The sequence below is a fragment of the Yersinia sp. LJYL362 genome, assembly GCF_048323875.1.
In genome coordinates, this window is the sequence record NZ_JBLWEX010000256.1 from 1 (window position 1) to 22,529 (window position 22,529).

Consider the following 22,529-nt stretch of genomic DNA (forward strand, 5'->3'; position numbering starts at 1 on the left):
TGGTGGGCAGTGAAGCGCGTCGTCACGGTTATCAGGAAGGGATTGCACTGGATATCCATGGTTTCCTGTCTGAAGGGGCGGGTGAGAACCTGTTCGAAGTGAAAGATGGCATTCTGTTTACGCCACCATTTACCTCTTCTGCTTTGCCGGGCATTACCCGTGATGCAATTATCAAACTGGCGAAAGATATGGGGTTAGAAGTGCGTGAGCAAGTGCTGTCGCGTGAATCTCTCTATCTGGCGGATGAAGTATTTATGTCGGGTACTGCGGCAGAAATCACTCCAGTGCGTAGCGTGGATGGTATTCAGGTGGGTATTGGTAAACGTGGCCCGATCACGGCCAAAATTCAACAAGCATTCTTTGGTCTGTTCACCGGCGAAACCGAGGACAAATGGGGCTGGTTGGACCCGATCAATCAATAATAAATAAAAACTGACAGACAGGATCAGCAGGTGGTTCGTTCGCCACCTGCAACAGGTTATATCTGCAACAACAAATTGATCTGCAAAAACAAATTGATTTGCAATACAAAAATCTGGAGTGAAGAGACAATGCCTAAGTACCGTTCCCATACCACCACTCATGGCCGCAATATGGCTGGCGCCCGCGCATTGTGGCGCGCAACCGGTATGACCGATGATGACTTCGGCAAACCGATTATTGCAGTAGTTAACTCATTTACCCAGTTTGTACCGGGCCACGTTCATTTGCGCGACTTAGGAAAGCTGGTAGCGGAGCAAATTGAAGCGTCTGGCGGTGTGGCTAAAGAGTTCAACACTATTGCGGTGGATGATGGGATCGCGATGGGCCACGGCGGTATGCTCTATTCACTGCCTTCACGTGAATTGATTGCCGACTCCGTTGAATACATGGTTAACGCCCACTGTGCGGATGCCATGGTATGTATCTCTAACTGCGACAAAATTACCCCAGGGATGCTGATGGCGTCTCTGCGCCTGAATATTCCGGTGATCTTTGTTTCCGGCGGCCCGATGGAAGCCGGTAAAACCAAATTATCCGATAAAATTATCAAGCTGGATCTGGTCGATGCCATGATTCAGGGCGCAAACCCGAATGTCAGCGATGCCGACAGCGAGCAGATTGAGCGCTCCGCTTGCCCAACCTGCGGTTCCTGTTCCGGGATGTTTACCGCCAACTCGATGAACTGCCTGAATGAGGCGCTGGGACTAGCGTTGCCGGGTAATGGTTCATTGCTGGCAACCCATGCTGATCGTAAGCAACTGTTCCTCGATGCAGGCAAACACATTGTTGAACTGACTAAACGCTATTACGAACAAGATGATATCAGTGCCTTGCCGCGTAGCATTGCCAACAAAGCGGCATTTGAAAATGCCATGACGCTGGATATCGCCATGGGCGGTTCCACCAATACCGTGTTGCATTTACTGGCGGCAGCGCAGGAAGGGGATATTGATTTCGATATCAGCGATATCGATCGTCTGTCCCGTAAAGTGCCGCATTTGTGCAAAGTGGCACCAAGTACGCAGAAATATCATATGGAAGATGTGCACCGTGCTGGTGGTGTGGTGGGGATTCTGGGTGAGTTGGACCGCGCTGGCTTGCTGAATCGCGAAGTGAAAAACGTGTTGGGTCTGAACCTGCCACAAACGCTGGAAGCCTATGATGTGATGCTGACCAAAGATGAAGGGGTCAAGCAGATGTACTCCGCAGGCCCGGCTGGCATCCGTACCACGAAAGCCTTCTCACAGGATTGCCGCTTCCCCTCATTGGATACCGACCGCCAAGAGGGTTGTATCCGCACTCGCGAACATGCTTACAGCCAAGACGGTGGTTTGGCGGTGTTGTATGGCAATCTTTCAGAGAATGGTTCAATCGTCAAAACCGCAGGTGTGGATAAAGACAGCTTAACCTTCCGTGGCCCAGCCAAAGTCTATGAGAGTCAGGATGATGCTGTTGCTGCTATTTTGGGTGGCAAAGTGGTTGCGGGTGATGTGGTTGTTATCCGCTACGAGGGGCCGAAAGGTGGGCCAGGGATGCAGGAAATGCTGTATCCAACCACTTACCTGAAATCGATGGGATTAGGCAAAAGCTGTGCGTTGTTAACCGATGGCCGTTTCTCGGGCGGGACTTCAGGTTTATCCATCGGTCATGCTTCGCCAGAAGCCGCCAGTGGTGGGTTGATTGCTTTGGTGCAAGATGGCGACATCATTGATATTGATATTCCAAACCGCGCTATGAAGCTGGACGTCAGTGATGCTGAACTGGCTGCACGCCGTGAAGCAGAATTAGCGCGCGGTGATGCGGCATGGACACCGAAAGCACGCGAACGCCAGGTTTCTTATGCGCTACGTGCTTATGCCTTACTGGCAACCAGTGCTGATAAAGGTGCTGTGCGCGACAAAAGTAAGCTGGGAGGCTAATACTTATGGCGGTATCACAACCCTTATCAACTGCCCCCGATGGGGCAGAATATCTGCGGGCGATATTGCGCGCACCGGTGTATGAGGTGGCGCAGGTCACCCCGTTACAAGTGATGGAAAAAATCTCCTCGCGCTTGGGTAACACCATTTTGGTTAAGCGCGAAGACCGGCAACCGGTGCACAGCTTTAAACTGCGCGGCGCTTACGCGATGTTGGCTGGCTTGACCGCAGAACAGAAAGCCTGTGGCGTGATAACGGCTTCGGCCGGTAATCATGCGCAGGGGGTGGCGCTTTCGGCTAGCAAGCTCGGTATCAAAGCGCTGATTGTCATGCCGGTCGCAACTGCTGATATCAAAGTGGATGCGGTGCGTGGTTTTGGCGGAGAGGTGCTGTTGTTTGGTGCTAATTTCGATGAAGCCAAAGGCAAGGCGATTGAATTGTCGCAGTTGCAGGGTTATACCTTTGTGCCGCCGTTTGACCATCCGGCCGTGATTGCCGGGCAAGGGACGCTGGCGATGGAACTGCTTCAGCAAGACGCACATCTTGACCGGGTGTTTGTTCCGGTCGGTGGTGGTGGGCTGGTGGCCGGTGTTGCCGTGCTTATCAAGCAATTGATGCCGCAGATTAAAGTGATTGGCGTTGAAGCAGAAGACTCAGCCTGTTTGCGTGCCGCGCTGGATGCAGGCAAGCCGGTCGATCTGGCTCGTGTCGGGCTGTTTGCCGAGGGGGTTGCGGTTAAGCGCATTGGCGACGAACCTTTCCGCTTGTGTCAGGAGTATCTGGACGAAGTGATCACTGTCGACAGTGATGCTATTTGTGCGGCGGTAAAAGACTTATTTGAAGATGTGCGCGCCATTGCCGAGCCGTCTGGGGCTTTGGCGCTGGCAGGGCTGAAAAAGTACGTACAGCAACATAATATTCAAGGCGAACGCCTGGCCCATGTGCTTTCGGGCGCTAACGTCAACTTCCATGGTTTGCGTTATGTATCAGAGCGCTGTGAACTTGGTGAGCAGCGCGAAGCCTTGCTGGCTGTGACCATCCCAGAGCAAAAAGGCAGTTTCCTGCGTTTTTGTGAGTTGCTGGGGGGGCGTTCCGTCACCGAGTTCAACTACCGATATGCTGATGCCGATAACGCCTGTATTTTCGTCGGCGTGCGACTGACCCGTGGTTATGCTGAGCGGGCTGAGATCCTGGCTGAATTGCAGGGTAAAGGTTATCAGGTGGTGGATTTATCTGATGATGAAATGGCCAAGCTGCATGTGCGTTATATGGTCGGTGGGCGTCCTTCCAAGCCACTGCGCGAGCGGCTGTTCAGTTTTGAATTCCCAGAATCACCGGGCGCATTACTGAAGTTTCTGCATACTTTAGGCACACACTGGAATATCTCTCTGTTCCACTATCGTAGTCACGGAACTGATTTTGGTCGGGTGCTGGCAGGGTTTGAGTTATCAGACTCTGAACCACAATTTGAACAGCATCTGACGGCGCTGGGCTACGATTGTCACGATGAAACCAATAACCCTGCGTTTAAGTTCTTCCTGGCGGGTTAAATGTATTATTCATAATATTAAATAGCAACTAAAACTCAGATGTCTTTGATGTCTGAGTTTTCATATGTTAATCATATTAACTATCATTTATATTATATTATCTTTTATTTTCTTAAAGTTTCTTGAGATATGAATAATCCAGATTTTATTTTGTTATTATTAGTGCGTTTTATCAATGAATAGACTTTATTTGCTAGTAATTAATTTTATTGAACTGCCAGTAATTTATTTTTTATTAAAAACGCCAATTTATTTTATGAAAAAAATTATGGAGTCATATTGATATGAGTATCTCAATAAAACCGACAAACGTATCTGCCCCAACCCCTGATGTTAGTCAATATTTAACTTTACGTTCTGATACTTCGCAGTTAAGAACATATGATTATATACATCATGCTGACGGCGCTCCTGTTAGTGGAAGGAAAAGTACATTTATACAGACTATTCAGCTAGCAACGAGTGGTGAAAGTTTTACCCCACTGGATGTTAACGATAATCCCTCCTTGAAGTATTCTACTGTGGGATTTCAGCAACCGCTTATCAAATTTCGATTATCGCCATTGACTCCCCTATCTCCGTCTGAAGAGCGCGGCCCTACCGGGACTCGAATTATTATCAAAGATATTCATGATGGAGTTCGTACCATTAGCCATTTCCGTTATGATAATAATAACAAACTCATAGAGAGTCATAAATTTAACTATAAATCTAATGGACAATTAATCGATTATCAAGAGTATTGTTATGATGAGGACGGTCTAAGGGATAGTCTTCGTGAGTATTACGATAAGGGTGTTGTCGTGAGGAGCGATTACGATATATATGATAAAACTAGTGGTAATGTACGAGTTAACTATATATCGCGCTACGAAAACAATAATAAAGTGGAGTTAGGTACCTATAAGTTCGATAAGGAGGGTGACTTAATTCAGGCTCAAGTTAAACATTATAATATAAATCGTAAAATAATAAGATCTGTTGAGAAAGAGTATATTAACGGTAATCTGGACTATCAAAGTGAATCTACGTTTAATGCTTCAGGCCGCCGTGATAGTGAGATTTTTGTGGGTGCCAACTATGATGAGAACGGTAATGTTTCCGGTTATTATGAGCAAGATATTGAGTTTGATGGGATAGGGAATATCATGGAGTATCAGACGAAAGAATATGACATTAATGGTAATGAATCCATCACTAAAGAGACCATCGATAATACTGTTGCTGACGAGAGCGATATAAGTTTATTAATCGAAGTGATGGGAGACTTCCCAACTAAAGAAGTTGAACCTATTAGCCTTGGTAGCTATGACACCAATAATATGTCCAACGCTCTTGTGTCAAATACCCAACAATAGTGCCCAAGCTGTATTGGTTAATGTTATTGGTGATAGACAACTAAGGGGAACGGTAATTATAACTGCCCCCAAAATGCTTCAATTAGCGGCTCATTGAGCCGCTTTTTCGGTACACACACACCCAACTCAAATGGTTCGACCAGCGAAATATCATCCAACAGCGAAATACGGTTGCGCACTGGTTCCGGGCTATTGTCGACCACCACTGACGGGATCAGTGCCACACCACAGCCCAATGCGACCATCGACACAATCGCCTCATGGCCGGAAACTGTAGCGTAAATTAATGGGTTGGTAATGCACTGACGGCGCTGGGCTACGATTGTCACGATGAAACTAATAATCCGGCGTTTAAGTTCTTTCTGGCGGGCTGAATCTTAGCCAGTAACTACTTATTCGTACTAATAAAAAACCCAGAGCCAATAATCCCTGGGTTTTTTTATTGGCATTTTGCTGTCTTTTATCTTCTTATCTATCTTTGCTAATAAGTATTAGAAATAAAATTCGGTGTTATTGCAGTGTAATATAATTATTGGCATTAGTTAATGATGCCGTTATTAAGTTGTAGATAATTAAATAACTTAAATATCTTCTTAATCCTTTGTTAAAAAATAAATTAAAGGAATTTATATATGAGCGAATCAATAACATCAATTAAATTATCAATATTTGATTATATTCCTCCGGCTATACTGTATAGTCCAAACTCTGAGCAAATACACACTAAGCTACAACGTTACATGAAAGATGGCTGGAAAATAAAAGATGAGACTACATATATTGGGGGTGAAATAGTAAGGTCAGTTTTAACAAAAAAACAAGTTATCAATAGTATTAAAACAGTCAGAATTGAAACATTTGATTCTGCTACTAATAAAATTAACAGAATTACTGAAGCATTTGACTTTAATAACAATGTGAAGAAAATTGTTGTGGAGCAATTTGACTATGATGCTGTTAATAAAAAAGTCAGCCAGACTAATAGAGTTGAGGAAACACAAGATATTGAACCTCAAGAAATGAGAGAACACAAAAATATTAGTGATAAATTAATACAGAAACACCAAGTTAACGAATCAAAAATATTTGAGCAAGGATCTAAATTAAACAGTTCCCCACCAGATGCAAGCACACTTGCTCCTGCGGAAACCAGGGTGAAGAAGGAGTTATTAGACAGTAAGGCTAAAAATAAGTATGAAACTATTGATGGCCAGCGTTTTTTAGTGACTAAAGCTGGGCTTGCTGTTGATAACGGTACTCGGGTTTGGGAGGCACGAAGAGATAAGAGTAGATTTATAGCTGACATTACCAGTAAATATCAGAATGGGAATGTTATCTTGGAAACTGCAAGAGTACGAGAGGTTGACCCTGTCACCAACAAGCATTCTGTGACTGGAATATATAAAACTCAATATATCTACGACTCTAACAATAAGTTAGACCACACCTTTACTACAAGTGAATTTTATGGCCCAGATAAAAAGCAAATTGGTTTTCGAGAGCAGCAGGTTAAAAACAAGGAAATAACTTTTGATAGTATATTGAGATATCACTCCGATGGGAGTCGTAGCTTTCTATTTTTTGATGGAGATAGTAACTATGAATCTACTAATTGGGCTGATGATAAAGAGATCGGCCAACCATCATTCCGGAAGAGTTGGACTGTTCGCAAGACGGGGCTTCCAATACCACCGCTTAAATCTGATACTATTAACCAAAAAGCAACTCCGACTACTGATGCCAGGGTTGTTAAAATTATACAAAAATCGGACTCGATTGAGCATATAGACCTACTGGCAAACGCGATAAACGGTTTCCCAACCCAAGAGCGCGTGCCTGCTCCTGCTAATAATATGAGTGGCTACGATCAACTACCACAAGAGTTCCAGCGTATTGTTCCTGATAGCAGACCCTTTATTTAATTGCATTGGTAGGGTTTAAGTGTAGTAAAACTATAACAGCCCCCAGAATGCTTCAATTAACGGCTCACTGAGCCGTTTTTTCTGCACACAAACTCCTAATTCAAATGGTTCAACCCGCGAAATATCATCCAACAGGGAAATACGGTTGCGTACCGGTTCCGGGCTGTTATCTACCACCACTGATGGAATAAGTGCCACACCACAGCCTGGAGCCACCATCGACACAATCGCTTCATGGCCGGAAACTGTGGCATAAATTAATGGGTTGGTAATGCGCTGATGGCGTTGGGCTACGATTGCCACGATGAAACTCATAATCTGGCGTTTAAGTTCTTCCTGGCGGGTTAATCGGATTTTATTTGTATTACTTTTTTTTTAAAATAAAACTCAGGCCTCACAACCTGAGTTTTTATATTGTCACGACAACACTATCTCCTTTCCGATAAATCACTTGAAGTTAGCATCAATAACCTGATAAAAAGCATTTGCAGTATTGGAAATTGTCCATACCCCCAGAATAATGTTATATCCCTCACGTTGCGGGACATTGCATTTTATTTCGACTACTTTGGCTGGGTTTGCACCGCCATCGAACTGTGAACAAAATGGTGTTAGAACAAAAGCAGCACGAGTTAATGGTTTATTCGGATCCCAATCAGGTTTTGTGATAAAAAATTCCCATGATGTAGTGCTATGCTGAGCTGATATAGACCATTTAAATATATTCTCCCCTGGGCTAATATTAACCTTATGCCAACGGTATGGGGTTTGCGCATTTAATTGCTGAAAATTTTGATTACCTGCACTGGCAATTGCGCCATCAGGGGGGCCAGCCTGAGGAAAGCCTTTTAGCCCTTCGATAGACTGAGGTTCATATTGCGCTGGCCCACAATCTTTATTGAGTTCACCACCTTGTTTTGAACATAAAAATGCTCGACTTGGCGGTGATTCAATAAAACCGTGGCGAGGCTCTGGCTGCGCCATAATATTTGAGCTTGAAATTAATGTTATTGATGCTAATAAATATTTTATTTTCATATTTACCTTACCTTTGTTAAATGTTGGGTTTAATTGGTCAGGTTTTTATTATGATATTAATAAGTTTATATATGGTAGATAATCCTATGCTCACCATGCCTCAAGCTGGATGTGAGTTGGATTACTTCCTGCAACTAAAATTATTCAGAGTATATTAGTGAAAAATCTTAATATCAAAATGGCTGACGCATAATTTACACCACATTTATTAACTCGCGGCAATAACAGATATTGATAACGATAAATACTCTCTGATTATTCTGATACCTATTTTTTATTTTTTAAGATTTATTACTGTATAAGTATTTGATGCTTTTGAATATAAATTACCTGACATGCTAATAGTATGAGGTTTAGTGCGGTAGTGGATTACTGCTGACCCCAGCATTGGGAAAGACTCTCGCTCAATAGTTGGAGTAATCAATGGCTTCCTTACACAAGAGAGTGACCCGGTTTCTCAGAGAATGGGTATCAGCGGTGCGACACCAAAAATGCTTATGGCTATTGTTCCCGACAGTTTAAATACAGCTGCAACTCATGTGTTGTAAAACTATAACAGCCCCCAAAACGCTTCAATTAACGGCTCACTGAGCCGTTTTTTCTGCACGCAAACGCCCAGCTCAAATGGCTCGACCAGCGAAACATCATCCAACAGGGAAATACGATTGCGTACCGGTTCCGGGCTGTTATCTACCACCACTGATGGAATAAGTGCCACGCCACACCCCAGAGCCACCATTGACACAATCGCTTCATGGCCGGAAACCGTGGCATAAATCAATGGATTGGTAATGCGTTGGCGGCGGAACCACAAATCAATGCGTTTTCGCGACGGGCCGTGTTCCGGCAAAATAAACGGAATTGTGGCCCAATCCGGCTGATCAACCGATACCTGCGACCGCACGGCACAGGGCAGCGCCGGGGCAATTAACACCAACGGGATTTCACCAATTTGGGTAAAAGCCACGCTGGTTGGCAACACTTCAGGGCGACCGGCAATCCCCAGGTCTGCTTCATTTGATTGCACTTTATCTACCGCATCGGCAGCATCACCAGTGGTGAGTTTAATTTCAACCAGTGGGTGGCGTGCACGAAAGCGGTCGAGAATTGGCGGCAAATGGCTGTAGGCGGCGGTCACCGAACAAAATAGCCGTAGCTCACCACTCAGAGATGGCCCGTGCTGGCCTAATGCATGGCGTAATTGTTGATATTGCAACAATGTTTGCTGAGCGAACGCTTTCAACTGAGTGCCGGCATCCGTCAACTGTACTGTGCGATTATCGCGTAAAAACAGCGGCTGGCCGATGGTCTCTTCCAGACGCTGGATTTGGCGCGATAGGGTGGATGGGCTGACATGCATTGCTTTGGCGCTGCGGCCAAAATGGCGGCTTTCAGCTAAATGCAGAAATAATTTCAGGTCGCGTAAATCCATCACAGAGTGCCTCTGGGGTGAGAAGATGCAGTGTATTGTTCGAAAAATAGTCCACATTGCAGAATCTGCAATATCACATTGTTAATATATCAATTTCAGCAATGAGTTTCCTGTCATATAGTGAGTTCAAGACAATCCCCGACACAGACAGGGGATGTGAAAAAACAGTATCAGCACACAAACACCACATTCGTTTGCAGTCACTAAAAAAATAGCTGCACCCACAAAACAGAACCCGAACGGAGCAATAACATGGCTAACTATTTCAACACATTAAACCTGCGTCAGCAGTTGGCGCAATTAGGTAAGTGTCGCTTTATGGCACGAGATGAATTCGCCGATGAAGCAGGCTACCTGAAAGGTAAAAAAGTGGTGATTGTCGGCTGTGGCGCACAAGGCCTGAACCAGGGTTTGAACATGCGCGATTCCGGTCTGGATGTTGCTTACGCTCTGCGTAAAGAAGCCATTGCTGAAAAGCGTGCTTCATGGCGTAAAGCGACCGAAAATGGTTTCAAAGTAGGCACTTACGAAGAACTGATCCCACAGGCAGATTTGGTTGTTAACCTGACGCCAGACAAGCAACACTCCGCAGTGGTTCAGGCGGTTCAACCACTGATGAAAGATGGCGCGGCACTGGGTTATTCTCACGGTTTCAATATCGTAGAAGTGGGTGAACAAGTGCGTAAAGACATCACCGTGGTGATGGTTGCGCCAAAATGCCCGGGTACAGAAGTCCGTGAAGAATACAAACGTGGTTTTGGTGTGCCGACATTGATCGCGGTTCACCCGGAAAACGACCCTAAAGGCGAAGGCATGGCGATTGCCAAGGCTTGGGCGGCGGCCACCGGCGGTCACCGTGCTGGTGTGTTGGAATCCTCATTTGTTGCTGAAGTTAAATCAGATCTGATGGGCGAACAAACTATCCTGTGCGGTATGTTGCAGGCCGGTTCATTGTTGTGCTTCGACAAACTGGTTTCTGAAGGTACTGATGCTGCTTATGCTGAAAAACTGGTTCAATTCGGTTGGGAAACTATCACCGAAGCGCTGAAACAAGGCGGGATTACGCTGATGATGGATCGTTTGTCCAATCCGGCTAAACTGCGTGCTTATGCCCTGTCTGAGCAACTGAAAGAGATCATGGCCCCACTGTTCCAGAAACATATGGATGACATTATCTCTGGTGAATTCTCCAGCGGGATGATGGCTGATTGGGCTAATGACGATAAGAAATTGCTGAACTGGCGTGAAGAGACCGGCAAAACTGCATTTGAGAACGCGCCACAGTTTGAAGGCAAAATCTCTGAACAAGAATATTTCGACCACGGCGTGTTGATGATTGCCATGGTGAAAGCCGGTGTTGAGTTGGCATTCGAAACTATGGTTGATTCTGGCATTATCGAAGAGTCGGCTTATTACGAATCTCTGCATGAATTGCCACTGATTGCTAACACCATCGCACGTAAACGTTTATATGAAATGAACGTAGTTATCTCTGATACCGCAGAATATGGTAACTATCTATTCGCCAATGCAGCTGTGCCATTGCTGAAAGGTAAGTTTATGGATTCTCTGCAAGCGGGTGATTTAGGCAAAAGTGTTGCCGGAACTGCGGTAGACAATGCCCAACTGCGCGATGTAAACGAAGCTATTCGTAATCACCCAATCGAAGCTGTCGGCCATAAGCTGCGTGGCTATATGACCGATATGAAACGTATCGCAGTTGCCGGTTAATAAACGATTGTAGTGTGTTATTTGATATTAAGCCTCCCAGTAACGGGGGGCTTTTTTATTTCAGATTAACTGTATTTCGGTCAGGGGAATATTTCGTAAATTAATGCTATCACGGCCCGATAAAACTCTTGTAAGGTGTTAATCGTGGTTAAACACTTCACCAACAATGTCTGCTTTTTGATTTTCTAAATCACAAAATTATTTCGTTGATAATAAATAGGTCTCGCTAATTAGTGAGGCCTTTTTGTTTTATGAAATTACTCTGGCTGATGTTAATTACATCATAAGAAGGATTTTAAATATAAAAAGGAGAAAAGCGATGAGTGATATTCAAACTATTCTGGCCCGATGGGGTGTTTGGGCCAGAGAGCATTCCCATCTTGATTATCCGCATATTGCCAATGGATTTAAGGGCTTGGTGGCAGGAGGGAAGGTGGCGGCTTCCTGCTGTGATAATGACGGGTTAGCGCTTGATAATATTATTGGTAATTTACAACGAGCTTCAAGAGAAAAAGAGCTGGAGCTTATTGTGCGCCATTATATTTATGGTCAGTCAAAGTCTTCAATTGCCCGGTTGAAAAAATATAACGAACGTGAAATTAGGCGTCAATTACAGATGGCTGAGAGTTTTATTGAAGGATGCATAACGCAATCTGATATTTCACTGGAAATGTATAAAGAGTGATTGTGATAACAGATAAATATCCGGAGGTATAAGCGGTCAATATATTCGTCACAAATACGTATTCATTATGGAAATTAAAAACAAATAAGGAAATAAGATATGGGAGAAGGACACAGTAATACAACTGGCCACGGTGCGCGTGGCCCAACAGGTGGAGTTAAAGGGGGGCCGGCAGGGCCAGGTGGACCAGGCTCTAGCCGCGGCAAAGGGTGGGGGACGTCGCAAACGCCCTATGGTGCTATCCATCACTACAGCCCAAGCCAATTCGGCCATGGCAGTCAACGAGGTGGGGGGCGTGGTGGCGATCGCGGTAGTCAGGCAACTCCTGCGAATCTGGCGCAAAACCCGGAACTACAAACCTATATGGCTGTGGGAGGGATGCCAGCCGTTATCACCTTAATTGATGGGAATTGGGGGGTGACTTTAAGCCGTCTTCCAGCAGTGGCGGCGTTTATCGAAGGTCATTTAGCTCGAGTGGGATCGTGGGTCATGCGCACCAGCCCGGTCGGTGTAGCCGTTATGGGTATGATACCGTCAAGAATAGCGTCTGACCCGCCGATAGGGCAGTTCTTCACCACTTCGACACTTCCCGCCAACAGAGTTACGGATACACCGAAAGAAACATTAAAAACAGTGGCTGATACTGCGGTCAATATTCGGATCAGTGATGTGACTGAAGAGGGAGTGCAGAAAGCGGTGCTGATTAAAGCACCGATAGCCATACAACGAGTACCTGTCATTAAGGCCGTTACGACGACAAGGCCAGATGTCTTTACCGCGGCCATTCCGGGTATCACACCGATACATATCAGTGTAGTTGATACGATGCCTATTAATATACCTGCGCCAACACAGCCAGCAGCAAGGCCCGTAGTGACGCCGATTGAGAATGCGGCTCCCAAAGAATTTAGCCTTCCAGTTGGCCCCCATAGTCGCGATGCCATTATTGTTTTCCCCGACAGCACGGGTATTGAACCGCTGTATCTCTCTGTCATTCGAATAACCAATGCTGATGAGCTGATGCAGGAAGCGCGCAATACCTATGAAATAGCGCGGCGTGAACGGGAAGCGGCTGAAGGAGCGATGACACAGTTGTTTAGCTCTGCGCTAGATGAGTTAAAGCTGAAAAAAACATTGGCGGATAAGCAAGTTACAGAAACAGCCGCGCATATCATATTACTTGAAAGCCATATTTCTTTATTGCAACAGGAAGAGGCCAGGATATGGCAGCGCTACAATTCTCTCGCGGGCTATAAGAACCGGTTAATTTTTATTAACTTTAATGAACGGCGCGATTTACGCTCATTGGCACTCGTCAAACAAAGTGAGATCAAAACATTAAGTGAGGGGGCCGCTGAGCTAAGAACCAAATATGAACCACTGTTAGTGTTGCAACAATCTGTTAATGCTGAACTTGGAATCGCAGAACAGCAACGTATTGAAAATGAACGGTTGGCCGCAGAGGCAGCACAATGGCAACAGCGAGTTGAAAACGCCCGGCTGGCGGTAGAGGCTAGCTTTGCGGCAGAGCGACAACACATTGAAGACGGATGGCGGGTATTCGAAGTAGCGGAAAAGGATGCACAACTGGCAGCAGAAGCCGCGCAATGGCAACAGCGAGTTGAAAACGCCCGGCTGGCAATAGAAGCCACCTTTGCTGCAGAACGGCAGCGTATTGAAGATAGATGGCTGGCAGTGGAAGCAGAAGCGGCTATTCGTAACAATACCTTCTCCTTAATCGCCTATATGGCAGAAGATGAACGTTTCCCAGGCTTTTCTGCGGGCGGAGCGGGCTCTGTCACCTTCAGTTATCGGGAAGCGATTAAACTAGATGCCTCATTGCAGCGGGTATTAAGGAGATTTAGCTGGCATAACTCCGCGTTAGCAGATCCATTGGTTTTCCCAATTGGTACGGTTTTTTATTCCGATAACGAGCGGCAAGGCACAGAACTGCCACCCTTAGCTGGCAGCTTCCCGCTTGGCTATATGCTATCCCCTGAAACATCGTTACCGCCGCAAGCTGAAGTCAATTCCCCTGTCAGAATTTTGATGGTGGGCAGGAACGATGAAACCCGTATTTACGCAGTAAAAACCGGGGTTGCCGATGTCCCAGCCAATGTGAAAGTGGGTATGGCACAATTTGATCGTACAAAGGGGGTTTATACATTTACCACCGACACCTTGCCGCCACGTACTTTTACTTTTACCTCACCACGGCCACCGGGTGTAGGGGGGGGGCGGTAATACCGCAACCCGCCAGTGCGCCGGTCTTCCCACAGCACACCGGAACTGATATCAAGATTCTGGCGACGAGGCGAACGCTGACTTTCCTTGCCCATGAGGAGGTGAGTTTCCATGATTACATCATCTGGTTCCCGGCGGGTTCAGGGCTGGAGCCGGTGTATGTTTATTTTAATAAACCAAGGAAAGGAGTGGTAGATGCAGGGCATGATTATCACCCAGCACCTAAAATCGAGGATATTACAGGCTTTCTAAATTTGAATAAGAGTAAGCGAAAGACTCCTAAACAAGGTGGTTCTGGAAAAAGAGAACGCTGGATTGATCAGAAAGGCCGTAAAATATATGAGTGGGATTCGCAGCATGGTGAGTTGGGGGGTTATAGAGCTAGCGATGGCCAGCACTTAGGTGCTTTCAATTATAAAACAGGCGTCCAGCTAAAACCTGCGGACCCTAATCGTAATATCAAAAAATATTTATGAGGTGCATCATGGGGCTAAAACTGCATTTAGACTGGTTTGATAAAAAAACTGAGTTATGTAAGGGTGAAGAGTATTCGGCAGATCTTCAATCTGATGGCTCAGTTATTGAACAATTAGGCTTGCAGATTGAAAATAATATTAATAATGGAGGGTTTGATATTGAAGAATATTGGATACCTATACTTCAGAAGTATTTTTCTCATCAAATTAATACTTCAGAATATGACTATCAAATTTCATTTGATTATCGAGATGAATGGTAATCTCAGGCTAAAATAGTTTATTGCATTACCAGTAATAACATAAGCCGCCTTTCTGGTGGCTTATATCCCTTTATTAATTAAATATTAATAACCTCGCTATTATCTCATTTGGTTTCCAGATGCGGGTTTTGTTGCGAGGTTACTAAAGCATCTTGAAATTCCTGAGAAATTTAAGCTCAGCAATCAAGATATACTGAAAAATGGAGAAGTGTAAATGGAAAATAAAAATCTATCTGATTATACAGAGCAGGAATTCTTAAGTTTTTTGAAAGATATTTATTATGATGCATATCCATCCGAGGCTGAACATGATGAGGCTATTCTTAGATTTGAAGAGTTGACCGAGCATCCAGATGGTTCTGATTTGATTTATTACCCTAATGATGATCGGGAAGATAGCCCTGAGGGTATTTTAGCTGAGATAAAAAGATGGCGAGCCGAAAATGGTAAGCCGGGGTTTAAGAAATAAATCATATCGCGAGTAATCATATAGACCGTCTCTCTGGGCGGTCTATATTGATAAGTTTTTTATTTCAGCTCGCGACTAAAAGGTTTACGGTTACCTAAATCATCAATTAAGACAAAGTTGACCGTTTTACTGTCTGCTGTTGGGACTCGATTGAGGGGAAATTCGAGCTTGGAAAAAGGGGCGACCATATCGGGCAATCCTTCGGCCAGTCCCAATGTTAAAGAAGCGAGTGATGCATAATAAGGTGTTGGATTCTCAACCCTAACCGAGGCGGTATTACCATTCCGTTCTACGACAAAAGTTAATGCCTTGCTGACGGTATCCGCGGGTGCGGGCAAATTTTTCGGGCGATAAAAGACTTTGTATTGCATGCGTAAAGCCAGTGTAACGGAAGACTCATCATCAACCTTAGTTGTGGCTTTAGGCGGGATTTCGTAAACATTAAGCCAAAATGCAGATTCTCTATCCAGCGGTAATTTACTGGCACCAGATAAAATCAAACGCAAGCTGCGTTGAGCTTGTGGTTGTAATCGAAATAATGGTGGCAACACTAATACCGGGGAAATTGCTTTCTCCGGTGTTGCCATTAAATCGCCATCATCCACCCACACCTGCACTGCCACCGGGTAGTCATTACTATTGACCAGTTGCAGTGACTCTTCCGTGCTACCCTCACTGAAAATAATACGCGTTTTTTCTGCCACGACACTTGCCATCGCCGGCACACTACAGGCCATGAGAAGTGATAACAGCCAGCCATTGAAACTGCGTTTGAAACGCATATTATTGGACACGGATAACCACTTGCGCATGTGCATTCACTGCTCCTGCCGTCACAGTTTGCCCGCTGATTTTGCTTAACTCAGCCCGAAAATTCTCAGTGTAACTATTACCGCCACTCACCGTACCGGTTATTGTTTGCGCGCCCTGGAAGATGCCATACCAGCCACCGTTATTACCGGTTTGAGTCACGTTTTTTGAGAGTAGATACATCGGATTATTATTACGGTAAATACGGATCCCCACGCCATTCGCCATTCCGGCGGCACCATAATTATCTGATACCAAATGGCTAATACCGCCGCTACCATTCATTAAGCCCAAAGCCTGTGCTTTAGCGGCGTTTGCCGCTGGCACCAAAAAGCCCATCGCCACCGCACCGGCATTGACGCCGGAGGTAATACCGGTTTGGCATTGGAAATCCACACTGAACTCAGCCGAGCTACTACTGCCGCTGTTCAGTTCTGCCACCGAAATTCTGGGTAATATCACCGTTGGGGTAAAATTGGTGACCGCGCAAATAGTGGTACGGCGGAAAGTTACGTAATTGTATAGCCCGATAGAAGCAGGCCAGGTTGAATACCAACCGGGCCAGTTTGACACCGAGTCGGTTCCTTCAATAGGGCCGCTAATGCCAGGGCCTTTAAAGGCGATATAGGCATTGGGCTGAGTATAAGCATAGGCATAAGATGCTGCATTGTTAGTACCCGCGCGGGCATAATCAATACGAAACAGCTCGGTATATAGATTACTAAAATTCTTGGCTTTGACCAAAATACGGCCATTGCTGTCAGTATCTAATCCGGTTAAACGGCGTCCTTTCCATAAACGTGAGTAATACTCGCCCGTGGATAGATTTGTAAGCCTAATAACCACATTGCGAACATAAGTCGCAAAGCCGGAGGGAACATTGCCAGCAATCGCGCCATCTTCATTTTTGCCACCATAGTCATTATCCCCATTAGTAGCATACATCTCGAAGAGTTGGTCAACATCAGCTGCGTCACAGCGGAATAGCACCCGATCAGGATCATAGCTAGTATTCAGGGCAAAAGTGGTAAAGTCGGATGTCGCTGCGGCTAATAATGTTCCGTCAGGTTGAAAGTTGGCTGCGGTACTGAGATCGATCACACTCGGTAAGCCGAGTGATCCATTATTGTAATCTAGGGAGCCAGACCATGCACTGGCCGTGCCATCACCGGCACTTAGCTGACTTTGCGCGGTAATTCGGGTACAAGCTGACCATGCTGAGGTACTAAATAACCCTATCAGCAGCATAGTTCCCGCCACAATATATGGGCGACGGGAATGAACAGGCATTGTTGGCCGTGAGACTTCACAAGATATTAACTGCTCTGTTGGTCTTAACATTATTTTTCTCATAATGGTTAACGGCGGCAACTGCCTGTTAAATGGATAATATCTTGCTCAGTATCTTGGCTAGCAAAATCATAAGGTAATTCACATTGCTCGTTGCTGTTTTCACCCCAGCGTACATAAAGTGAACCTTTATTCTCTTTTACTCGAGCATAGATCTGATTCCCCTGACCCACCATACCGACCAGTTCATCTTTATTGTTATAGACATCTGAACCCAGTGGTAATCCTTCACCGTCAGCGGTTTGGGTTTGAATTAATACCGCATAGCCAGTCAATGTTTCGAATTTCACTCTCACTGCGGCTCCAGCATAAGGAACAACGCGGCCCTGATTTTCTTTCAACTCGGTATTACGATTAATGCCTTTGGTGTCTAAACCGACTGTATTGTAATTATAAGGTGTTAATGAAGGCACCAGCGCAAAACCATTCTTATCAATCCTGGCACCTTGTGCATTTCGTACTGTCGCACCCTGAGCGCCATCGGCCTCAATTAAACCGAAAGTGTCGCCTAAATAAGGCCCCAGTGTGACACCTTTACTGTGTATTACAGCGGCCCCACGCGCACCAGCTCCATATTGGGTATAGTTATTACCACGAGAATAACTGCCATTGACGGTCGCATTAGGGAATTGCTTCTGCACATTCGCACCCCAACTATTCGAACTACCGCTGACATTACTGTCGTCATAACCCGCATTGACTGAATAATTTAAAGTATTACGTTCACCGGCGGTGCCGGATAATGACGTTTGGTAGTTGTTACCACTTTTCGGATTACGGTTGGCAGACATGGATAAATATTGGTTTCTGCTCCCAATATTCAGTGGAATAGATACAGTTAATGACGCGATATTTTCGGTATTACCGTAGCGCGTTGTTGTCATCGTTTCGTCCGTATCATCAACATCCCAACCAAACTGGGTTGAGGTATAAATTGTGCGCTGGCGGCTCAGTGCCACGTTATAGCTAATATCTTTATAACTATTAGAATAGTTTAGCTGTAACTGTGTATCTCTCTGTGTATCGTTATAATAATCACTGGTCGATGCTGAGGCTGAAAGTTGCCCATAGCCAGCCAGAGTTTGGTTTATTGTGGTGGTAAATTGGCTACGCTGTTTATACGTCGATGAATCCCAGGTTCCGCCATTCTTTTGCACTGAACGCACACCAAATACATCATTTAAATCACGATACCCTTTGGTTGAATAGCGATATCCAGCCAGTGAGAATGAGGTGCCAGTTTCATTAAATGTTTGGCTATAGGTCGCCTGCATCCGCCAACCATCTTGAGTTTGATTATCTTCAACTTTGGCATGGGAATAGGTGGTATTAAGGCCAAACGCGCCGACCGACGTGCCTATTACTCCCCCCACAAGTAATGCCGTATAGTCTTGTGCTAAACGAATACCACTGTTGGCAGTTAACTGATTGGTAAGACCACGCTCATAGGTAAAATCAGTGAAATAGCTGTCAATATTGGTGAAATCACGTGATTCCCCAACCACTGCATTATAACGGCTCACGCCTGGGCGCATTGAATCCGGTACGGCACTGAAGGGCACAGTAAAAGTCGAACGGCTACCATTAGCTTCTATAACTTCAACATTAAGATCGCCCTGGCTGGTGGTGCTGTATAAATCGTTAATAACAAATGGGCCGGGGGCGACGTTAGTTTCATAAATTTGACGCCCGTTCTGGCTAATAATCACTCGCGCGTTGCTGGTGGCAACACCACGTACTTCAGGCGCAAAACCACGCATTGATTCTGGCCACATACGTTGGTCTGTCGCCATTTTTACACCGCGAAATGACATGGTGCCGAATAAGGTACTGTCAGTGAAGGTTTCACCCAGCGTTAATTCACTGTCTAATTGTGAAATAGGGCGCTGCACATAAGTGCGGATATTATTCCACTGTGTATCGCTGTTATTATTGTTGCTGGAGTAACTCAGGTTTGATTGCTGGCGTAATTGCCATAACCCTAAGTTAAGACCACTTTTTAGGCCAACGAAGCCGTAATCAGAAGTGCTGTTTTGCTGAGTTTGCGTATCACTACGATAAAAGTTTGCACTGTAGTTAACGAAGGCGAGCTTTTCACCTTCTTCCCATTCGCTGCGCTCAATATAACCGCGAGGGCGTTGCTGCAATAATGCCTGGGGAATAGAAAGCTCCAGGCGCAGTTTGGCCTGATCAAAATGAAAAGATGCGCCTTTTACTCGCTCCGCCAACGGGATACATTTCTCTGCGGCAGAGGGAGTGGTCGCCGTAGATTCTGCAGGTATTGATTCTCCCTCAGCAGCATTAGGCTCTTTAGGCGTGGTATTACTTTTATTGGCCAGTTCAATGCCAGCCGCAGTTAAGAACTCATCACTCAGGCAGGGGAAAACCTCCGGTGAATCGGCATTCTTAATAAATTGAATTGTGGTGCGTTTATATAATTTGTTATTAATCAGGACATCTACAGCGTCAAAATTTCCCGGTGTAACAGAATCCTCTTTATTGAGTTGATTCAAGCCGGAGGCAAATTTTGTGCCTAAAAAGAGTGATTCGTCAAATTCCAGATTTTGTGGGTCTTCCTGGGCTAAAACAGTATCGACATGTAAAACTAAAGTCATACATAGTGTTAACGCTTTCTTACGGCCAGAGAACTTTTTTTTCAGAACGACTAGTGAAAGCCCCATAAATATTCCTTCGCCGGAAAGCTACTACTGAATTTTATAGCTACCGGTATCTTGCCCGCCGAAATCATTAACTAACAGGAAGTTAACAATAGCATTTGAAGGTACAGATGAATTTGGGATAACCCACTGAGCTTGAGACATTGGTGGGATCATCTCAGATTTCATTTTGAGTTTTTTACCTCCCCCAACGACTTCACCACTGGCAATGGTGGCATAGAACCCTGTTGGGTTTTTGCCTGTAATAACAACATCTTTACCTTGTTGGCGTACATTAAATGTCAGAGCGCTGGAGACTTGATCAACTCGGCCAGCAATATTTTCAGGCCGATAAAACACTTTAATCCGGTTACGCATCAACACTAACATTTTATTATTCTTTTCTGCTTTATTAACGGGGGGAACCTGTAAAAAATTAAGGTAGAACACAGATTCTCTGTCCGTTGGCAAGCCACTACCGGTATATTTCAGCCTTAATGTTTGGCCCGCATTCGCTTCAATACGGAAGAACGGAGGGGTGACAATGAAGGGAGCTTTACCTGTCTCCGGTGTTGATTGCGCATCGCCACTATCTAACCAGACCTGGACAGCATTAGGAAAGTTATCGTTATTTGTTAATTGGATACTATGCTCTTTTTCACCTGCCGAATATATAATACGGCTGCCGCTCATCACTACACTGGCATTGGCAAAAGATATCCCCATAAGAATTAATAAAGTAATAAGCAGGAAACGGTAGCTATTTATATTAAGCATGATGGGGATATCCTCTGAAGGAAACTGGTTGAATAGTTAAGCCTCTGGTACTTGAAGTTGCAGGGGTTCGCTGTATATTCGCCACCTACCCACAACTCCAATTACTTAGAGTATATCCTATCCTACAATACTGATATTACAGGTAGGAAACTGCATATTGTACAGAAGCGATCACAGAACCAGGGCCTGCTTGACCAGTTGCGAAATATTGAACCGCAAAATCATGCTCTGCTGATGTATCGCCAGCTTTCAATACGATACCATCTTGCGCTACGCCACTATTCAGATTGATGCCGGTTGTTGTAACTGCATCTTTCAGTAATTGCAGCTCAACGTTTGTTGCCGTACCGCCATTCTTTAAGTTACCAGAAGTTGTTACCTGGTTACCCACGAAAACAGTTTTGATATCAATATCAGCAGCACCTGTAGCGCAACCTGATACACCCAGAGTAAAGGTTGTTTTACCGGCGGTTTTACCTGAAGCATTCAAATCGCCACTTGATACAGTTGGCAATAATACCATTGGGTTAGCGTCAAGGCCGTTGACGGTAACAGAACAAGTTTGAGCTGTGACTTCGCCTTGGAAAGTAATTGTATTATTGCTTGCTGCCATTGCTACAGTTGTAGATGCTGCGAATAACGCCATAGCCAAAGTAATCTTATTCATTTGAAACTCCAATATAGTAATTAGAAATAGGTGAAATGCTCGTTGCATTCAAATGCGAATGAGTATTCAACTTATTAAGTATGATGTGGGTTAATGACTATATGTACGAGTGTTATTCGATTGTACTCGCCAGCTATCCACATGTTCTTTCATTAAAGTAATTGGGTAGTCATTATTTCGGCTACGTCCGTTACTTGATGATGAGATAATATAGAATGTGACCGTGGCTGGACATAAGATAAACAAACCAATGTTTGTGGGAAAAATCCTACTAACTCTCCACTTTAAGTGAATTAAACATAAGTAATTGTATTTTAATATATTTTATTCTATATAAAAATAAATTAATGAGATCTTTCTTGTTGTTTTTTATTGAAAAGTCAGATTATACCCCTGTTGAGATACATTTTAATAAGACTTGTTAATATAGTGTGATGTATTATTTGTAAAGTTAAGTGGGTATATTGTATAGATATAATTGATGGCAGGTTGAGTGCTGATAATATTTATGCTGTCCTTCCAACAGTAATTATTTTCAAGACACTTTATATTAATGATAAATAGAAAGACAGAAGAGGGTACTTGCGCCGCCGGCGAGGTGGCGCATGAAGAACTTAATTACGGTATAACACTTTAATAATGTGGTAACCGAATTGAGTTTTTACCGGACCATAAGGTTGCAGTAATTCGCAGCTGAA

At 44.7% G+C, this 22,529-nt stretch carries 16 protein-coding genes and 5 pseudogenes; 11 read left to right on the forward strand and 10 right to left on the reverse strand.

Annotated elements, in window-relative coordinates; translation table 11 throughout:
* The 4 genes from ACNSO8_RS15165 to ACNSO8_RS15180 form a co-directional block, all read left to right on the forward strand.
* Positions 1 to 422, forward strand: a 422-nt coding sequence (locus ACNSO8_RS15165) for an aminotransferase class IV (protein ID WP_418395130.1), incomplete at its 5' end; no start/stop codon positions are given.
* Between the two features lie 129 nt (positions 423 to 551).
* Positions 552 to 2,402, forward strand: coding sequence for a dihydroxy-acid dehydratase (gene ilvD, locus ACNSO8_RS15170; RefSeq protein WP_005176087.1), 1,851 nt, complete (start codon positions 552 to 554; stop codon positions 2,400 to 2,402).
* 5 nt (positions 2,403 to 2,407) lie between these two features.
* Entirely contained in the window at positions 2,408 to 3,952 is a 1,545-nt protein-coding gene (gene ilvA / locus ACNSO8_RS15175; RefSeq protein ID WP_050160537.1) for a threonine ammonia-lyase, biosynthetic, read from the forward strand.
* 284 nt (positions 3,953 to 4,236) lie between these two features.
* Complete coding sequence (locus ACNSO8_RS15180) at positions 4,237 to 5,310, forward strand: hypothetical protein (protein WP_418395131.1); 1,074 nt, start codon at positions 4,237 to 4,239, stop codon at positions 5,308 to 5,310.
* A gap of 56 nt (positions 5,311 to 5,366) precedes the next feature.
* On the opposite strand, the pseudogene ACNSO8_RS15185 reads toward ACNSO8_RS15180, so the two are convergent.
* Positions 5,367 to 5,621 (reverse strand): annotated as a pseudogene (locus tag ACNSO8_RS15185) (LysR substrate-binding domain-containing protein); the annotation flags it as partial.
* On the opposite strand from ACNSO8_RS15185, the pseudogene ACNSO8_RS15190 reads away from it, so the two are divergent.
* Positions 5,613 to 5,684: pseudogene (locus ACNSO8_RS15190) on the forward strand (hypothetical protein); the annotation flags it as partial. The pseudogenes ACNSO8_RS15185 and ACNSO8_RS15190 overlap by 9 nt on opposite strands.
* 258 nt (positions 5,685 to 5,942) lie before the next feature.
* Entirely contained in the window at positions 5,943 to 7,232 is a 1,290-nt protein-coding gene (locus ACNSO8_RS15195) for a hypothetical protein (RefSeq protein ID WP_418395132.1), read from the forward strand.
* 30 nt (positions 7,233 to 7,262) lie between these two features.
* Here the strand turns inward: ACNSO8_RS15195 and ACNSO8_RS15200 are convergent.
* The 3 genes and pseudogenes from ACNSO8_RS15200 to ilvY form a co-directional block, all read right to left on the reverse strand.
* Positions 7,263 to 7,517: pseudogene (locus tag ACNSO8_RS15200) on the reverse strand (LysR substrate-binding domain-containing protein); the annotation flags it as partial.
* A gap of 162 nt (positions 7,518 to 7,679) precedes the next feature.
* Positions 7,680 to 8,270 (reverse strand): lytic polysaccharide monooxygenase, encoded by a 591-nt coding sequence (locus ACNSO8_RS15205; protein ID WP_057621512.1) that lies wholly within the window; start codon positions 8,268 to 8,270, stop codon positions 7,680 to 7,682.
* A gap of 550 nt (positions 8,271 to 8,820) precedes the next feature.
* Positions 8,821 to 9,702, reverse strand: coding sequence for an HTH-type transcriptional activator IlvY (gene ilvY, locus ACNSO8_RS15210; RefSeq protein ID WP_019080226.1), 882 nt, complete (start codon positions 9,700 to 9,702; stop codon positions 8,821 to 8,823).
* 252 nt (positions 9,703 to 9,954) lie between these two features.
* Here ilvY and ilvC point away from each other — a divergent pair, with 252 nt between their 5' ends.
* From ilvC to ACNSO8_RS15235, 5 genes and pseudogenes are all read left to right on the forward strand, one after another.
* The gene (ilvC, locus tag ACNSO8_RS15215) at positions 9,955 to 11,433 is read left to right on the forward strand and encodes a ketol-acid reductoisomerase (RefSeq protein ID WP_019080225.1); all 1,479 of its coding nucleotides are present in this window, start codon (positions 9,955 to 9,957) and stop codon (positions 11,431 to 11,433) included.
* Positions 11,434 to 11,752: 319 nt separating this feature from the next.
* Positions 11,753 to 12,118 (forward strand): antiterminator Q family protein, encoded by a 366-nt coding sequence (locus ACNSO8_RS15220; RefSeq protein ID WP_050298842.1) that lies wholly within the window; start codon positions 11,753 to 11,755, stop codon positions 12,116 to 12,118.
* A 99-nt stretch (positions 12,119 to 12,217) separates the two neighbouring features.
* Positions 12,218 to 14,835 (forward strand): annotated as a pseudogene (locus ACNSO8_RS15225) (colicin E3/pyocin S6 family cytotoxin); the annotation flags it as partial.
* A gap of 11 nt (positions 14,836 to 14,846) precedes the next feature.
* Entirely contained in the window at positions 14,847 to 15,101 is a 255-nt protein-coding gene (locus tag ACNSO8_RS15230; protein WP_005176239.1) for a colicin E3-like toxin immunity protein, read from the forward strand.
* 214 nt (positions 15,102 to 15,315) lie between these two features.
* Positions 15,316 to 15,570, forward strand: coding sequence for a bacteriocin immunity protein (locus ACNSO8_RS15235; RefSeq protein WP_019080221.1), 255 nt, complete (start codon positions 15,316 to 15,318; stop codon positions 15,568 to 15,570).
* 59 nt (positions 15,571 to 15,629) lie between these two features.
* Here the strand turns inward: ACNSO8_RS15235 and ACNSO8_RS15240 are convergent, their stop codons facing one another.
* The 6 genes and pseudogenes from ACNSO8_RS15240 to ACNSO8_RS15265 form a co-directional block, all read right to left on the reverse strand.
* The gene (locus ACNSO8_RS15240) at positions 15,630 to 16,307 is read right to left on the reverse strand and encodes a molecular chaperone (RefSeq protein WP_072076869.1); all 678 of its coding nucleotides are present in this window, start codon (positions 16,305 to 16,307) and stop codon (positions 15,630 to 15,632) included.
* Between the two features lie 46 nt (positions 16,308 to 16,353).
* Positions 16,354 to 17,670: a fimbrial usher protein StbD gene (gene stbD / locus ACNSO8_RS15245; protein WP_195765106.1), complete on the reverse strand. Its 1,317-nt coding sequence runs from the start codon at positions 17,668 to 17,670 to the stop codon at positions 16,354 to 16,356.
* Positions 17,671 to 17,738: 68 nt separating this feature from the next.
* Positions 17,739 to 20,411 (reverse strand): fimbria/pilus outer membrane usher protein, encoded by a 2,673-nt coding sequence (locus ACNSO8_RS15250; protein WP_411918723.1) that lies wholly within the window; start codon positions 20,409 to 20,411, stop codon positions 17,739 to 17,741.
* A gap of 24 nt (positions 20,412 to 20,435) precedes the next feature.
* On the reverse strand, positions 20,436 to 21,164 hold the full coding sequence (locus ACNSO8_RS15255) for a molecular chaperone (RefSeq protein ID WP_411918724.1): 729 nt from the start codon (positions 21,162 to 21,164) through the stop codon (positions 20,436 to 20,438).
* A gap of 136 nt (positions 21,165 to 21,300) precedes the next feature.
* Positions 21,301 to 21,831: a fimbrial protein gene (locus tag ACNSO8_RS15260; RefSeq protein WP_019080216.1), complete on the reverse strand. Its 531-nt coding sequence runs from the start codon at positions 21,829 to 21,831 to the stop codon at positions 21,301 to 21,303.
* A 614-nt stretch (positions 21,832 to 22,445) separates the two neighbouring features.
* A pseudogene (locus ACNSO8_RS15265) lies at positions 22,446 to 22,529 on the reverse strand (peptidylprolyl isomerase); the annotation flags it as partial.

What these genes read in the sequence shown, in the direction of transcription:
- ilvY (WP_019080226.1), bottom strand. Translation starts at nt 9,702, where the DNA reads ATGGATTTACGCGACCTGAAATTATTTCTGCATTTAGCTGAAAGCCGC.
- ACNSO8_RS15205 (WP_057621512.1), bottom strand. Translation starts at nt 8,270, where the DNA reads ATGAAAATAAAATATTTATTAGCATCAATAACATTAATTTCAAGCTCA.
- ACNSO8_RS15255 (WP_411918724.1), bottom strand. Translation starts at nt 21,164, where the DNA reads ATGCTTAATATAAATAGCTACCGTTTCCTGCTTATTACTTTATTAATT.
- ACNSO8_RS15230 (WP_005176239.1), top strand. Translation starts at nt 14,847, where the DNA reads ATGGGGCTAAAACTGCATTTAGACTGGTTTGATAAAAAAACTGAGTTA.
- ACNSO8_RS15180 (WP_418395131.1), top strand. Translation starts at nt 4,237, where the DNA reads ATGAGTATCTCAATAAAACCGACAAACGTATCTGCCCCAACCCCTGAT.
- ACNSO8_RS15195 (WP_418395132.1), top strand. Translation starts at nt 5,943, where the DNA reads ATGAGCGAATCAATAACATCAATTAAATTATCAATATTTGATTATATT.
- ilvC (WP_019080225.1), top strand. Translation starts at nt 9,955, where the DNA reads ATGGCTAACTATTTCAACACATTAAACCTGCGTCAGCAGTTGGCGCAA.
- ilvD (WP_005176087.1), top strand. Translation starts at nt 552, where the DNA reads ATGCCTAAGTACCGTTCCCATACCACCACTCATGGCCGCAATATGGCT.
- ACNSO8_RS15220 (WP_050298842.1), top strand. Translation starts at nt 11,753, where the DNA reads ATGAGTGATATTCAAACTATTCTGGCCCGATGGGGTGTTTGGGCCAGA.
- ACNSO8_RS15260 (WP_019080216.1), bottom strand. Translation starts at nt 21,831, where the DNA reads ATGAATAAGATTACTTTGGCTATGGCGTTATTCGCAGCATCTACAACT.
- ACNSO8_RS15240 (WP_072076869.1), bottom strand. Translation starts at nt 16,307, where the DNA reads ATGGCCTGTAGTGTGCCGGCGATGGCAAGTGTCGTGGCAGAAAAAACG.
- ilvA (WP_050160537.1), top strand. Translation starts at nt 2,408, where the DNA reads ATGGCGGTATCACAACCCTTATCAACTGCCCCCGATGGGGCAGAATAT.
- ACNSO8_RS15235 (WP_019080221.1), top strand. Translation starts at nt 15,316, where the DNA reads ATGGAAAATAAAAATCTATCTGATTATACAGAGCAGGAATTCTTAAGT.
- ACNSO8_RS15250 (WP_411918723.1), bottom strand. Translation starts at nt 20,411, where the DNA reads ATGGGGCTTTCACTAGTCGTTCTGAAAAAAAAGTTCTCTGGCCGTAAG.
- stbD (WP_195765106.1), bottom strand. Translation starts at nt 17,670, where the DNA reads ATGCCTGTTCATTCCCGTCGCCCATATATTGTGGCGGGAACTATGCTG.